The organism is Bradyrhizobium sp. KBS0727 (assembly GCF_005937885.2).
In the GTDB taxonomy this organism is placed as follows: domain Bacteria; phylum Pseudomonadota; class Alphaproteobacteria; order Rhizobiales; family Xanthobacteraceae; genus Bradyrhizobium.
This window is the reverse complement of sequence record NZ_CP042176.1, coordinates 4,877,577-4,891,398: the sequence shown is the minus strand read 5'-3', so window position 1 is coordinate 4,891,398 and position 13,822 is coordinate 4,877,577. Positions and strand designations below refer to the sequence as shown.

Sequence of the window (13,822 nt, the reverse complement as noted above, 5' to 3'; positions counted from 1 at the left end):
AACGCTATGGCATCTAGACTAGCGCGCCGCAACTCGCGGCGGATTTTTCGCCAGTGCCGTCGCCATCGCCGAGATCAGCGGCCGCATGAAGAAGGCGTCATCAGCCGGATAGATGTCCGTGCGCAAGCCCTGGGCCTTGAGTTCGTCGGACACCGCGGGCCCGACGGAGGCGATCGGCGTTTGCCCTAGTCCTTTCCGTAACCGGTCCTCGCAGCCGCGGGCGCGAGCGACTTCGACCAGGCGGCGGACCTGGCCCAGATTGGTCAGCGCGATCGCGTCGATCCGCCCCTCGGCCATTTCGTCGATGGCGGTAACGATATTGGCGTCGGCGGCCTGCGCGTCATAGGCGTAAGGCAACACGGTATCGACTTCCGACACGCCTTGCGCCTTGATGGCCCCGATCAGGACGCCGTGATCCTTGTCCGGATAGAGCTGCAGGCCGATGCGGCGGCCGCGCAGGTCGAGGCGCGACAGCATCTCGGCGATGCCTTCGGAGGTCGGCTTTTCCGTCGTCATCTGCGGCTCCAGTCCGATTTCGCGCAACGCCTTGCCGGGCTTCGGGCCGCGGGCGAACTTGCGTGCGCTTCCAAGCGCCGTAACGAAGGCCGGCTCGACGCCGATGCGCCGGACCACCTTCATCAGGCGGCGCAACCCTTCGCCGGTCATCAGCACCACGTCGTCGCAAGGTTTTGCGATGAACCGCCGGATCCAGGCCTCGATCGGCGCCGGATCGGGCGCGTCGTGAATGGTGAACATCGGGCATTGCAGCACGTCGGCGCCCTGCTCGGTGAGCAGGCGGGAAAACTGCGCCTCTTCGCGCGTTTCCAGGATCAGGATGCGGTAACCGTTCAGTCTTTCAGCCATGATCGTACTCCAACGCAAATAGTCCGCGATTTGTTCATCCTGACTCCGGTTTCGGGATTGGCGCAAGCGCACCGGCGGTGATAGAGCAGGGCGCAAATTCGCCGCTTCCCCTCTGCCTGAATTGTAATCAAGCCCGCCATGCCCGATCATCAGTTCGTCCTGACCCTGTCCTGTCCGGATCGCCCCGGCATCGTTTCCGCGGTGTCGACCTTTCTCGCCCATAACGGGCAGAACATCCTGGACGCCCAGCAGTTCGACGACGTCGAGACAAACAACTTCTTCATGCGGGTGGTGTTCGCCGCTGCCGATCTTGCGGTGGAATTGAAGGCCTTGCAGACCGGCTTTACCGCGATCGCGGATCGCTTCAGCATGGACTGGCAGATGCGCGACCGCGCCAACCGCCGCCGCGTGATGCTGCTGGTTTCCAAATCGGATCACTGCCTGGTCGATATTCTGTACCGATGGCGTACCGGTGAGCTCGAAATGATCCCGACCGGGATCGTGTCGAACCATCCGCGCGAGGTCTATGGCAGTCTCGATTTCGGCGAGATCCCGTTCCACTATTTGCCGGTCACCAGGGAGACCAAGCGCGAGCAGGAGCAGGCGATCCTGAAACTGGTCCAGGACAGCCACACCGATCTCGTGGTGCTGGCGCGCTACATGCAGATCCTGTCGGACGAGATGTCGGCGAGCCTGTCAGGACGCTGCATCAACATCCATCACTCGTTTTTGCCGGGCTTCAAGGGCGCGCGTCCCTATCACCAGGCACATGAGCGCGGCGTCAAGCTGATCGGCGCCACCGCGCATTACGTCACACGCGACCTCGACGAAGGCCCGATTATTGACCAGGACGTCGAGCGCATCAGCCACCGCGACACGCCGGAAGACCTTTCGCGCAAGGGTCGCGACATCGAACGCCGCGTGCTGGCGCGCGCCATGCGCCATCACCTCGAGGATCGCGTCATCCTCAACGGCCGCAAGACCGTGGTGTTCATGGATTGATGCCGGCTATTTGACCGGCAAGCTTGCGGCGAGGGTGCGAACAATCGGCTTCGGCAATTCGATGCCGGAAAGCCTCCATTCGGTCCCCTCGAAGTGCAGGTTGATCGCGGCGTAATTTTCCGGATCGGATTTTTCGCTGACGCGGATGCCGAGCAGCACCGGCTGGATGAAATTGACCCGTCCGAGCAGCGCCAGCCAGTTTCCGGTGTGCAGATCGGCCAATGCCGGCAGACCCGAAAAGGCCGGCAGTCCCTGCGAAGCGTCGACCTTGCCGTTCTTGAGTATCTGCGTGAGATTGTCGGCCGTCAGCATCTTGGCCGCCATCGCGTCCGCGATGGTCGCGCCATAGGTGTTGATCAGCATCTTTTCCATCGCGCCGACCTTGCGTGTCGCGCCGATCCGATCGAGGTAGGCGCCAACGATCTGGTTGGTCAGCGACCGGGTGAGTGCCTTGACGTCGCTCTTCTCGATCACCTTTGCAATGTCGCCGGCGCGCGCGGCCGACGCCAGCGTGGCGAGCGAGGACGCCGCCAGTCCGAGGTAGATCGCAATGGCGACGATGAGGGCGGCAATCGTGCCGAGAAACCAGCGCATCGGAAAATCCTGTTCGCACAGCGTGCGACCGTCACAGGCGGCGCAACGACGAACGCGGTGCGATTGATTGAAATGTTGAAGAAATGCCGCAAAAGGCGACGACGCGGTATTGCATGCGTGACCGCACGACGCTAGCGGCGATTTTGTGGTGGATACAGCGACCTGCGTTCCCTGCCGGAACCGGGTTCCCCCAGCGACGTCGGAATCAGTGCGATGTGAATATCAACGAATGGCGTCCTGTGAGGAAGACGCCGGCTTGGCTTCCTCGCCGCGTTCCGCTGCCGGCATCAGGCGCTTGCGCTCGCGCTCTCTCATGTACTCGTCGTATTTGGCGGTGCCCGGGCGCGGCGGTGCATCCGCGGGCAGGCCGCCTGCCCATGCCGGGATGGAGTCGCTCATGCCGGCGGCAAGTTTTTCGTTGATGGTTCCGCACCCGCTCAAGCCAAGGCCTGCCAGGGCAGCGGCAACGATAGCGGCGATATGGCGGGCTCTGATCGGCATCGGCGGCAAACTACAACTCTGATCTTTACGGATGATGGACTGACGCACGTTGGCGCTGGTCCAGACCCGCGTTTCTGTTGACATGACCATGTTATTTGTACGATCGTACAAATGCTTGGGCGCTTATCCGGAGGCGCCCCGTTGGGCAGATGGTGGCTCTGATAGTACCATGATACCTAAAGCTTCGTTGCGTCGCTAGGGGCGAAATAGCCTGCCTTGCGGCAGGGGCGCGCCCTTTGTCTGACTGGACAATACGTCGCCGGAGGACGTCATGTCGCGGCGCTACACGGCCGAAAAATCTGGGCTATGGTGAGGCAAGGGCCGGGGACTCGGTTCGAGGCACAAGACCGATCAGGGGGAGACCAATTTCATGTCCATTCGCAGTCAAATGTTGCTGGCCGCAGGTGCCGTTGCCGGCGTTCTGGCTCTCGCGCCTGCGCAAGCGGAGGATGCCGTCAAGATCGGCCTGATTCTGCCGATGACCGGCGGTCAGGCGTCGACCGGCAAGCAGATCGACAACGCCGTCAAGCTCTACATGCAGCAGAACGGCGATACCGTCGCCGGCCGGAAGATCGAAGTCATCCTGAAGGACGACGCCGCGGTTCCCGACAACACCAAGCGCCTCGCGCAGGAACTGATCGTCAACGACAAGGTCAGTTTCATCGCCGGCTTCGGCGTGACACCGGCCGCATTGGCGGCGGCGCCGCTGGCGACGCAGGCCAAGGTTCCCGAAATCGTGATGGCGGCGGGCACCTCGATCATCACCGAACGCTCGCCCTATATCGTGCGCACCAGTTTCACGCTGGCGCAGTCCTCGACGATCATTGGCGACTGGGCCGCCAAGAACGGCATCAAGAAGGTCGCGACGCTGACCTCGGATTTTGCGCCGGGCAACGACGCGCTGAACTTCTTCAAGCAGAACTTTACCGCCGGCGGCGGCGAGATCGTCGAAGAGGTCAAGGTGCCGCTGCAAAACCCGGACTTCGCGCCGTTCCTGCAGCGCATGAAGGACAGCAAGCCCGACGCCGTGTTCGTGTTCGTGCCGGCAGGCCAGGGCGGCAACTTCATGAAGCAGTATGCCGAGCGTGGGCTCGACAAATCCGGGATCAAGGTCATCGGGCCGGGCGACGTGATGGACGACGACCTGCTCGCCGGCATGGGCGATGCGGCGCTCGGCACCGTCACCGCGCATTTGTACTCCGCAGCCCATCCGTCGGCCGCCAACAAGGAATTCGTCGCCGCCTACAAGAAGGCGTTCGGTTCGCGCCCGGGCTTCATGGCGGTGAGCGGTTATGACGGCATCCGCCTGATCTACGAGGCGCTGAAGAAGACCGGCGGCAAGACCGACGGCGATGCGCTGATCGAGGCGATGAAGGGCATGAAGTGGGAGAGCCCGCGCGGCCCGATCTCGATCGATCCGGAAACCCGCGACATCGTGCAGAACATCTATATCCGCAAGGTCGAGAAGGTCGACGGTGAGCTCTACAACGTCGAATTCGCGACCTTCGAGGCGGTGAAGGACTCCGGCAAGACGAAGAAGTGACCGAAGGTCATCCCGGGGCACGCGAAGCGTGAACCCGGGATCTCGAGATTCCCCGATGCGCAATTGCCCATCTGCGGTCTGGTCCTTCGGACCATCCCGGAATGACGGCCCAAAATGTTTTCTGGGGCTTCCCTGAATGACCACGCTGTTCACCATCCTGTTCGACGGTGTCGCCTACGGCATGCTGCTGTTCGTGCTCGCCTGTGGGCTTGCCGTGACGCTCGGGCTGATGAACTTCGTCAACCTGGCCCATGGCGCTTTCGCCATGACCGGCGGCTACGTCTGCGCCGTTCTCGTCAACCAGTCCGGCTGGCCGTTCTTTGCGGCGCTGCCGCTGGCCTTTGTCGCGAGCGCGCTGATCGGGATCGTGCTGGAACGCGCGCTGTACCGCCATCTCTACACCCGCAGCCATCTCGACCAGGTGCTGTTCTCGGTCGGGCTGGTCTTCATGTCGGTGGCGGCGGTCGATTACATCATGGGATCGTCGCGGATCTTCATCAAGCTGCCGGCGGCGCTGGAAGGCCAGTTCGATTTCTTCGGTGTCGGCATCGGCCGCTACCGGCTGATGATCGTGGTGATCTGCGGCCTGCTCACGGTGGCCCTGCAATTGATTCTGGCGCGCACGCGCTTCGGCAGCCGGCTCCGTGCGGCGGTCGACGACCCGCGCGCGGCAAGCGGCCTCGGCATCAACGTGCCGCAGGTGTTTGCGTTTACCTTTGCTTTCGGTTGTGGCCTTGCGGGCCTCGGCGGCGCGCTCAGCGCCGAGATCCTCGGGCTCGATCCGTATTTCCCGCTGAAATTCATGATCTACTTCTTGATCGTGGTGACCGTCGGCGGCTCCTCCAGCATCACCGGGCCGTTTCTGGCCTCGCTGCTGCTCGGCATCGGCGACGTCGCGGGCAAATACTACGTCCCCAAAATGGGGCCGTTCGTGATCTACACCATGATGATCGTGATCCTGATCTGGCGTCCGAACGGCCTGTTCGGCCGCACCGCTGCGCGGTGAGCCCGCGATGACCACAGTTCATGACGTCTCATCCCATGCGATCGCCGGCGCGCGCTGGCGCCCGGCCGAGTTTGCATTCTGGATCCTGGCGCTGGCTTGCGCGTTCCTGTTTCCGTCGCGTTATCTGATCATGACTGACATCGTGCGGCTGGCGCTGTTCGCGCTGTCGCTCGACCTGATCCTCGGTTATGCTGGCATCGTCTCATTGGGCCACGCTGCTTTCTTCGGCGTCGGCGCCTACTGCGCGGGATTGCTGGCGCTGCATGGCATCATTACCGAACCGGTGCTGGCGCTGGTCGTCGCCGGCCTCGTCGCCATGGTGCTCGGCTTCCTCACCAGCTTTCTGGTGATTCGCGGCGTCGACCTGACCCGGCTGATGGTTACGCTCGGCATCGCGCTGCTGCTGGAAGCGCTGGCGGAACGCTTCTCCAACATCACCGGCGGCACCGACGGGCTGCAGGGCATCGAGATGGCGCCGATCCTCGGCCTCTTTGCATTTGATATGTTCGGCAAGACCGGCTTCTTCTATTCGCTGATCGTTCTGTTCCTGATGTTCCTGCTGGCGCGCCGGATCGTGCACTCGCCGTTCGGCCTATCGTTACGTGCAATCAGGAACAATCCGCTGCGGGCTTCTGCGATCGGCGTGCCGGTCAATCGCCGCCTGATCGCGATCTATACCGTGGCGGCATTTTACGCCGGCATCGCTGGCGCGCTGTTCACCCAGACCACGGCCCTGGCTTCGCTTGACGTGTTTTCGTTCGAGCGGTCGGCCGACCTGATGCTGGTGCTCGTGATCGGCGGCACCGGCTATCTCTATGGCGGGCTGATTGGCGCCGTCGTGTTCAAGATGCTGCAGGAGTTCTTCTCGACCATCACGCCGCAATACTGGCAGTTCTGGATCGGCCTTGTGCTTGTCGTGATCGTGCTGGTCGGCCGCGACCGCATCCATCGCGGGGCGCTCTGGTTGCCCAACCTCCTGATCCGGCAATTCGCCGGCCGCAAGGCCGTCGTGGCCGTTCCCGAAAGCGATGCGCCATGACCATAGCGCTGGAGACCACGGGACTGGAGAAAGCCTTCGGCGGGCTTCGCGTCACGCGCGACCTGTCGCTGCGGGTGGAGCAGGGCGCCCGTCATGCGCTGATCGGACCCAACGGCGCCGGCAAGACCACGGTAATCAACCTGCTCACCGGCGTGCTGAAGCCCAATGCGGGGCGGATTTTGCTGGAAGGCAACGACATCACCGATTTGCCGGTTCACACGCGGGTGCTGCGCGGGCTCTCGCGCACCTTCCAGATCAATCAGCTTTATGCCGACCTGACGCCGTTAGAGACCGTCGGCCTTGCAGTCTCGGAGCGGCTCGGCCGCGGCGGCGACTGGTGGCGGCGGATGGGGACGCGCAGCGACGTCAATCAGGAGATCGCGGCAACGCTGGATCGTTTTCATCTGCTCGACGTCATGAACGAACGCACCGCGACGCTGCCTTACGGGAAGCAGCGCCTGCTCGAGATCGCGGTGGCGATTGCGACCAAACCCCGCGTGCTGTTGCTTGACGAGCCCGCCGCCGGGGTGCCCGAGAGCGAGCGCCACGACATCCTGGCTGCGGTCGCGGCTCTCCCGCGCGACGTCACGGTATTGTTAATCGAGCACGACATGGATCTGGTGTTCTCGTTCGCCGACCGCATTTCGGTGCTGGTCAACGGCGCCTTGCTGGTGGAAGGCCCGCCGGATGAAGTGGCGCGCGATCCCCAGGTCAAGGCGGTCTATCTCGGTGAGGCCGCCGATGCCTGATCTGCTTGCCATCAACAGCCTGCGCGCCGGCTATGGCGAGGCCGTGGTGCTGCCCTCGATGTCGCTGACATTGGGCGAAGGTCAGGTGCTGGCGCTGTTGGGACGCAACGGCACCGGCAAGACCACCCTGATCAACTCGATCGTCGGTGTCACCCGCCGCTTCGGCGGCACCGTGGCGCTCGGTGGATTGGATATCACCTCGATGCGGCCGGACCAGCGGGCGCGCGCCGGGATCGGCTGGGTGCCGCAGGAGCGCAACATCTTCCGCTCGCTGACGGTGGAGGAAAATATGACGGCCATCGCCCAGCCGGGGCCCTGGACCGTCGACAAGGTTTACGAAATGTTTCCGCGGCTCAAGGAACGCCGCGGCAATTTCGGCAACCAGCTTTCCGGCGGCGAGCAACAGATGCTGGCGATCGGCCGGGCGCTGACGCTGAACCCCAAGGTGCTGCTGCTGGACGAGCCGACCGAGGGGCTGGCGCCCATCATCGTTGAAGAGTTGCTGCGCGCGCTCGGCACCATCACCCGGGCCGGCGGCATCTGCTCCATCATCGTCGAGCAGAACGCCCAAAAGATTCTGGGGCTGGCCGATCGGGTTGTGATATTGGAACGCGGCGCGATCGTACATGATGCGGCAAGTCACGCATTGAAGGCCGATCCCGCGGTGCTCGAACGCTATCTCGGCGTCTCCGGCGGGACGACGCCTTAAGATTTGGCGCATTAGGATTTACTGGGAGTCGACCATGCAGAGAACCAAAGCCCCCTTCCGCGCCGACGAGGTCGGCAGCCTGTTGCGGCCGCCGCGCATCAAGGAAGCGCGCGCCAGGCTCGAGAAGGGCGAGATCACGGCTGAGGATCTGCGCAAGGCCGAGGACCTCGAGATCGAGAAGGTCGTTCACAAGCAGGCCTCAATCGGGCTCAAGCTCGCGACCGATGGCGAGTTTCGCCGTTCCTGGTGGCACTTCGATTTTCTCAGCCACCTGACTGGCTGCGAATTGTATCACCCCGATACGGGCATCCAGTTCGCCGGTGTGCAGACCCGGCATGACGCCATCCGTGTCATCGGCAAGCTCGACTTTCCCGACAACCATCCGATGCTGGATCATTTCAGGTTCCTGAAAAAGCATGCCGATACAGCGCATGTCACCGCGAAGATGACGATCCCGTCGCCCGCGGTGCTGCACTTCCGCGGCGGCCGCAACGCGATCTCGAAGGATGTCTATCCCGATCTCGACGCGTTCTTCATGGATCTCGGCAAGACCTACCGCAAGGCGGTGAAGGCGTTCTACGACGCCGGCTGCCGCTATCTGCAGTTCGACGATACGGTCTGGGCCTATCTCTGCTCGCAGGAAGAATTGCACAAGGCCCGCGAGCGCGGCGACAATCCCGATGGCTTGCAGGAGATCTACGCGCGCGTCATCAACTACGCGCTCGCCGAGCGGCCGGCCGACATGGTCGTCACCACCCATGTCTGTCGCGGCAATTTCCGCTCCACCTGGATTTCGTCCGGCGGCTACGAGCCGGTGGCCGAGACCATGCTGGCCGGCACCAATTACGACGGCTACTTCCTCGAATATGATTCCGACCGCGCCGGCGGCTTCGAGCCGCTGCGCTATCTGCCCAAGGGCAACAAGATCGTCGTGGTCGGCGTCATCACCTCGAAATTCGGCGAGCTCGAGAAGAAGGACGATATCAAGCGGCGCCTCGAGGAAGCCGCCAAATTCGCGCCGCTCAACCAACTCGCAGTATCCCCGCAATGCGGTTTTGCCTCGACCGAGGAAGGCAACATCCTGTCCGAGGAAGAGCAGTGGGCCAAATTGCGGCTCGCGGTCGAAGTCGCGAACGAGGTGTGGGGGAAGTAATTTGGGTCGTCATTGCGAGGAGCGTTAGTGACGAAGCAATCCAGACTTGCTCTGCGGCCCGATGGATTGCTTCGCTTGCGCTCGCAATGACGGTGGCTGGGTCTCACTTCTCCACCAGATAGACCTCGCCGAGCAGCGACGAATTCGACCACGGTACCTGCTTCGATTTGGTCGCGGCGACGACTTCGGCGCGCACGCGGGTCAGCATCTGCTGCACCTCGAGCCCGGGCGTGCCGATGTGGCGCGACAGCGCCGCCGAGAACGGGCTGTTGGCGCCTTCGCCGTCGAGCGCGACCTGGCCGGGCGCGGTCGCAAACGCGATCAAGGTGCCCGCGCCGAGCGTGGAGCCGGCGCCAAGCGATGTCGGCGCGGCGAGGCCCGAGCCTGCTTCGAGGCCGCCCTCGATGCCGCGGCTGGCGCCCGCGGTAACACCCTTCGGCGCCATCGGATTGTTGCGGCAGGCGTCGAGGATCAGGATGTTGGTGCGGACCTGGTCGTCGAGGCCGGCCATGATCGTATCCATGTCCATCATCGCTGCGGTCACGTCGGTGCCGCTCTGAAACTGGATGTCGACCGGCACCAGATAATTGCGGCCGTCGATCTGCACGCCATGGCCGGCGTAGTAGACCACGGCAACCTGCGCCCGCGCCGCTTCGCGCAGGAATTCGCGGGTCATGGTCTGCATCGCCGCCCGGTCGAGGTCGATTCCCTCCGTCACCGCAAATCCGATGTCGACCAGGCTTTTTGCGATCGAGCGTGCATCGTTGGAGGGATTGGGCAGGGCCTTGACGTGAGCATAGGTACCGTTGCCGATCACGAGCGCCACGCGCCGGCTTGTTGCCACGCTTTGCACCGGCGCCGGAGGCTCCACCCGTTTCGCCGCGCCCATCGGCAAGGGGCCTGTGACGGTGTTGCGCGGCGGGGGAGCGGCCGGTGCCTCCGACAGCAGTGACAGGCGAACCCTCGCGGTCGCCTGGTTGGCCTTGCTGCCGGCATCCGACGCACGGCCCTCGAGCGCTGCGGCATAATCCTTTTTCGCGTTGTCGAAATCGCCCTTTGCCTCATAGGCGAGCGCGCGCTGGCTGTAGGCTGAGATCAACACGCTGCCGGGCGGGGTCATGATGTTGGTGGGAGCCTTGGCCTTCGCGAGGCGGATCGCTTCGGTGCCGTCGGCAATGGCGCGGTCGAGGTCGCCCTTGGCGCGCCAGACCACGGCGCGGTCGATCAGGCCGGAGGGCAGGGATGGATCGAGCCGGATCGCCTCATTGATGTCGGCGAGCGCACCGTCGAGATCGCCGAGCGCCTGCTTCGACAGGCCGCGGTTCTGCAAGGTATAGGCGTTCGGGCTGAGCCGGTTGGCAGAATCGTAATCGGCAATCGCCTTGGCATAGTCGCCCTTGCCGCGAAACGCGTTGCCACGGTTGTGAAAGATGGTGCCGCTTAGCGGACCGCTCCGCAGCGCGTCGTTGAAGTCCGCAATCGCGATGTCGTACTCGCCCTTGTCGAAATAGGCGGAGCCGCGCAGGTTATAGAGCGCCTGGTCGGGCTTGAGCCGCAGCGCCTCGGTGGTATCCGCGATCACCTGCGGATAGTTGCCTTTCTTGTTCCAGCCGACCGCGCGCCAGAAATAGATGGTCGCAAGCTGGGGGCCGGAAAACACCTTCAGCGCGATGATCTTGTTGCAGGCGTCGATCTGCTGATCGGCCGGCGTGGTGTCGGTGGTGCAGAGCGGCCCAAGCTGCGAACGCGACTGGGCGAAGGTGGGGGCGGTCGCCAGCGCGGACAGGACCATGCTGAGGATCAGGATCAATTGGCGCATCTGGATTGCTTCGCTTCGTTCGCAATGACGGAAAGGGGCCCGGACTTTTGTTGCCGGCGGCGGCTTGGCGGTTCAAGCCTGCATTTCCCCCGTTGGGCAGATAATGATAGGACAATCCGGCGATCCGCCGCTGCCCATCCGTGCGTCCCAAGCCGGTCCTCGAATTCCCGCCGATGAAGAACGACCAGATCCTCAGCCAGATTTCCGATTTCTGCCGCCAGGCCGACATGGCGGAGACCACGTTCGGCCGCCGGGCCGTCAACGACGGCAAGCTGGTGCATCGCCTCCGCGAGGGCAAGCGCATCACCATCGATACGCTGGACCGCATCCAGGCCTATATCGCCGCCTCCACGCCCGGCGGGCTGCCGCCGCCGCGGGGGTTGCAGGTGCCGCCCGAGAAGCGCGACCCGCGCGGCAATTTCCGGTTCTTCGAGAATCGACAGAAATACCTGCTGTTCGTCCACACCTGCAGCGAGAAGCGGGTGATCGCAGAAAGGGTGGCGCTGGAACTCTCCAGCCTGCATCCGAGACCGCCGGCCTTGCGGGTATTCGACGCCGGCGTCGGCGACGGTACGGTGCTGGCGCGGGTGATGCGTTCGATGCACGGCCGCTTTCCCCATATGCCGTTCTACATCGTCGGCAAGGAGCTCAGTCTGGAGGACGTCCGGCTGACGCTGGACAAGGTGCCGGACCGGCTGTTCGAGCACCCGGCGACCGTGTTCGTGCTCACCAACATGTACTACGCCGAGGCGCCCTGGCTGACGCCGGCCTCGCCAGCGGCGGCCGCCGGCATGATCTGGCACGAGGTGGCCCTGCGGGGGGCCTCCTCGGGCGATTTCGAGGCCCAGATCGCGGAACTTGGGCCTTTTCTGGAGCAGAACTGGCGGGCCAATATCAGCCCCAGATCGGGCATGCCGATCTATGAACGTCCGGTGGCGCTGGTGGTCTACCGGGAGGACCACCGGTTCCTGCTTGATTCGATCGTCCCCCGGGCGGGCCGGACCGAGGCCAATTTCGACCTTGTGATCGCTTCCCAGCCCTATCGGGCAAAATCCTCTGTGAATTTCCGCGCCAAGCGGATTATCGCGCCCCTGGCCCGGGCGCTGCGGGCTGGCGGCCGTTTGATTGGAATTCACTCCCATGGGCTGGATCCGGGCCTCGAAATCATTCAATCCGTCTGGCCGGGAGAAAATCCTTTCGCTGTGAGCCGTCATGAGCTACTCCGCGCCGTGAAATACGAGCTCGGGTCGGCCGGGCGGGACCTTAACTTTAATGCCTACGCCGATAACCGTTCGATCTTCCGTTATGATATGGAAGCGCTGCCCAACGAGGTGACCGGCTCGATCGGAACCTCGACGGCTTTTGCGGCGTGGAATGCGGCGGTGTATGTCGCCCAGATCGAAGACGACCGGTTGACGGATATGACTGAAAACAGCCGGACCCTCGATGCCACCAGAGAGGTTCTGCGCAAGCATAATGGGCTTTGGTTTTACGACGAATCCTACGTCATATCGCGCCGTCGAGACTGACATTCCAGGATAGATCACACAGAGAGCCGCCGAGATGAGGCGGCAACAAGGGGTTGGTTGATGCGCGCGTCCTATCTGTTCACCAGCGAGTCGGTTTCCGAGGGTCATCCGGACAAGGTCTGTGACCGGATTTCCGACGAGATCGTCGATCTGTTTTTCCGTGAAGGCCCCAAGGCCGGCATCGATCCCTGGGCGATTCGCGCCGCTTGTGAAACGCTCGCCACCACCAACAAGGTGGTGATTGCCGGAGAAACCCGCGGTCCCAAGTCCGTCACCAACGACCAGATCGAAAGCGTGGTTCGCGCTGCGATCAAGGACATCGGTTACGAGCAGGATGGCTTTCACTGGGAAAATTGCGACATCGAAATCCTGCTGCATCCGCAGTCGGCCGATATCGCGCAGGGCGTCGACGCGCTGCAGCCCGGCACCAACAAGGAAGAAGGCGCGGGCGATCAGGGCATCATGTTCGGATACGCCACCAACGAAACGCCGGATCTGATGCCGGCCCCGATCTTCTATGCGCACAAGATCCTGCGGCTGATTTCGGAAGCGCGTCATTCCGGCAAGGAAAAGGTGCTGGGCCCCGACTCCAAGAGCCAGGTCACCGTGCAATACGAGAATGGCAAGCCGGTCGGCGTGCGCGAGATCGTGGTCTCGCACCAGCACCTCGTCGAAGACATGACCTCGAGCCAGGTTCGCGAACGTGTCGAGCCCTATGTGCGCGAAGCGTTGCCGGAAGGCTGGATCAACGGCAAGACGGTCTGGCACATCAATCCGACCGGCAAGTTCTTCATCGGCGGTCCCGACGGCGACTCCGGCCTGACCGGCCGCAAGATCATCGTCGACACCTATGGCGGCGCAGCCCCGCACGGCGGTGGCGCGTTCTCCGGCAAGGATCCGACCAAGGTCGACCGTTCCGCGGCCTATGCCGCGCGCTATCTCGCCAAGAATATCGTGGCTGCCGGCTTTGCCGATCGCTGCACGCTGCAGCTTGCCTACGCGATCGGCGTGGCGCGTCCGCTGTCGATCTACATCGATACCCACGGCACCGGAAAGGTGCCCGAGGAGCAGCTGGAGAAGGCCGTGGCAGAGGCGATGGATCTGACGCCGCGCGGTATCCGCAAGCATCTCGACCTCAACAAGCCGATCTATGCCCGAACATCGTCCTACGGTCATTTCGGCCGCACTCCCGACAACGAGGGCGGCTTCTCCTGGGAAAAAACCGATCTGGCTGCCGCGCTGAAGCGCGCGGTCTGACTTTCTCCGTAATCGTCTCGCGTATTCCGGAAAGCACCCGTGCTTTTCGGAATATGC

At 63.3% G+C, this 13,822-nt stretch carries 13 protein-coding genes; 9 read left to right on the top strand and 4 right to left on the bottom strand.

Annotated elements, in window-relative coordinates; translation table 11 throughout:
* Positions 1-18 precede the first annotated feature (18 nt).
* Positions 19-864 (bottom strand): uroporphyrinogen-III synthase, encoded by an 846-nt coding sequence (locus FFI89_RS23050; protein ID WP_138829913.1) that lies wholly within the window; start codon positions 862-864, stop codon positions 19-21.
* Positions 865-1,002: 138 nt separating this feature from the next.
* Here FFI89_RS23050 and purU point away from each other — a divergent pair, with 138 nt between their 5' ends.
* Positions 1,003-1,866, top strand: a complete 864-nt coding sequence (gene purU / locus FFI89_RS23045; RefSeq protein WP_138829912.1) for a formyltetrahydrofolate deformylase — start codon at positions 1,003-1,005, stop codon at positions 1,864-1,866.
* A 6-nt stretch (positions 1,867-1,872) separates the two neighbouring features.
* On the opposite strand, the gene FFI89_RS23040 is transcribed toward purU, so the two are convergent.
* Together FFI89_RS23040 and FFI89_RS23035 are read right to left on the bottom strand one after the other, a co-directional pair.
* The gene (locus FFI89_RS23040) at positions 1,873-2,460 is read right to left on the bottom strand and encodes a DUF2939 domain-containing protein (protein ID WP_138829911.1); all 588 of its coding nucleotides are present in this window, start codon (positions 2,458-2,460) and stop codon (positions 1,873-1,875) included.
* A gap of 222 nt (positions 2,461-2,682) precedes the next feature.
* A complete protein-coding gene (locus tag FFI89_RS23035) occupies positions 2,683-2,961 on the bottom strand; it encodes a hypothetical protein (protein ID WP_138835589.1) in 279 nt (92 codons plus the stop codon).
* A 388-nt stretch (positions 2,962-3,349) separates the two neighbouring features.
* Here FFI89_RS23035 and FFI89_RS23030 point away from each other — a divergent pair, with 388 nt between their 5' ends.
* From FFI89_RS23030 to FFI89_RS23005, 6 genes are all read left to right on the top strand, one after another.
* Positions 3,350-4,504 carry an ABC transporter substrate-binding protein gene (locus FFI89_RS23030; protein WP_371722525.1) on the top strand — a complete coding sequence of 385 codons (1,155 nt, stop codon included), beginning with the start codon at positions 3,350-3,352 and terminating at the stop codon, positions 4,502-4,504.
* Between the two features lie 136 nt (positions 4,505-4,640).
* Positions 4,641-5,510, top strand: coding sequence for a branched-chain amino acid ABC transporter permease (locus FFI89_RS23025; RefSeq protein ID WP_138829909.1), 870 nt, complete (start codon positions 4,641-4,643; stop codon positions 5,508-5,510).
* Positions 5,511-5,517: 7 nt separating this feature from the next.
* Entirely contained in the window at positions 5,518-6,549 is a 1,032-nt protein-coding gene (locus tag FFI89_RS23020; RefSeq protein WP_138829908.1) for a branched-chain amino acid ABC transporter permease, read from the top strand.
* Positions 6,546-7,298 (top strand): ABC transporter ATP-binding protein, encoded by a 753-nt coding sequence (locus tag FFI89_RS23015; RefSeq protein WP_138829907.1) that lies wholly within the window; start codon positions 6,546-6,548, stop codon positions 7,296-7,298. Before FFI89_RS23020 ends, FFI89_RS23015 begins: the two co-directional genes overlap by 4 nt.
* Entirely contained in the window at positions 7,291-8,007 is a 717-nt protein-coding gene (locus FFI89_RS23010; protein ID WP_138829906.1) for an ABC transporter ATP-binding protein, read from the top strand. The genes FFI89_RS23015 and FFI89_RS23010 overlap by 8 nt, the downstream gene beginning before the upstream one ends.
* 34 nt (positions 8,008-8,041) lie before the next feature.
* A complete protein-coding gene (locus tag FFI89_RS23005) occupies positions 8,042-9,160 on the top strand; it encodes a cobalamin-independent methionine synthase II family protein (protein ID WP_138829905.1) in 1,119 nt (372 codons plus the stop codon).
* Between the two features lie 103 nt (positions 9,161-9,263).
* On the opposite strand, the gene FFI89_RS23000 is transcribed toward FFI89_RS23005, so the two are convergent.
* A complete protein-coding gene (locus tag FFI89_RS23000; RefSeq protein WP_138829904.1) occupies positions 9,264-10,979 on the bottom strand; it encodes a caspase family protein in 1,716 nt (571 codons plus the stop codon).
* A gap of 173 nt (positions 10,980-11,152) precedes the next feature.
* Here FFI89_RS23000 and FFI89_RS22995 point away from each other — a divergent pair, with 173 nt between their 5' ends.
* Both FFI89_RS22995 and metK read left to right on the top strand, forming a co-directional pair.
* Entirely contained in the window at positions 11,153-12,508 is a 1,356-nt protein-coding gene (locus tag FFI89_RS22995; protein WP_138829903.1) for a hypothetical protein, read from the top strand.
* 60 nt (positions 12,509-12,568) lie between these two features.
* A complete protein-coding gene (gene metK / locus FFI89_RS22990; RefSeq protein WP_138829902.1) occupies positions 12,569-13,765 on the top strand; it encodes a methionine adenosyltransferase in 1,197 nt (398 codons plus the stop codon).
* Positions 13,766-13,822: the final 57 nt, after the last annotated feature.

Coding starts and splice junctions, on each gene's coding strand:
- FFI89_RS23040 (WP_138829911.1), bottom strand. CDS start 2,460: ATGCGCTGGTTTCTCGGCACGATTGCCGCCCTCATCGTCGCCATTGCG.
- FFI89_RS23000 (WP_138829904.1), bottom strand. CDS start 10,979: ATGCGCCAATTGATCCTGATCCTCAGCATGGTCCTGTCCGCGCTGGCG.
- FFI89_RS23035 (WP_138835589.1), bottom strand. CDS start 2,961: ATGCCGATCAGAGCCCGCCATATCGCCGCTATCGTTGCCGCTGCCCTG.
- FFI89_RS23020 (WP_138829908.1), top strand. CDS start 5,518: ATGACCACAGTTCATGACGTCTCATCCCATGCGATCGCCGGCGCGCGC.
- FFI89_RS23050 (WP_138829913.1), bottom strand. CDS start 864: ATGGCTGAAAGACTGAACGGTTACCGCATCCTGATCCTGGAAACGCGC.
- FFI89_RS23015 (WP_138829907.1), top strand. CDS start 6,546: ATGACCATAGCGCTGGAGACCACGGGACTGGAGAAAGCCTTCGGCGGG.
- FFI89_RS23005 (WP_138829905.1), top strand. CDS start 8,042: ATGCAGAGAACCAAAGCCCCCTTCCGCGCCGACGAGGTCGGCAGCCTG.
- FFI89_RS23025 (WP_138829909.1), top strand. CDS start 4,641: ATGACCACGCTGTTCACCATCCTGTTCGACGGTGTCGCCTACGGCATG.
- FFI89_RS22995 (WP_138829903.1), top strand. CDS start 11,153: ATGAAGAACGACCAGATCCTCAGCCAGATTTCCGATTTCTGCCGCCAG.
- FFI89_RS23010 (WP_138829906.1), top strand. CDS start 7,291: ATGCCTGATCTGCTTGCCATCAACAGCCTGCGCGCCGGCTATGGCGAG.
- FFI89_RS23030 (WP_371722525.1), top strand. CDS start 3,350: ATGTTGCTGGCCGCAGGTGCCGTTGCCGGCGTTCTGGCTCTCGCGCCT.
- purU (WP_138829912.1), top strand. CDS start 1,003: ATGCCCGATCATCAGTTCGTCCTGACCCTGTCCTGTCCGGATCGCCCC.
- metK (WP_138829902.1), top strand. CDS start 12,569: ATGCGCGCGTCCTATCTGTTCACCAGCGAGTCGGTTTCCGAGGGTCAT.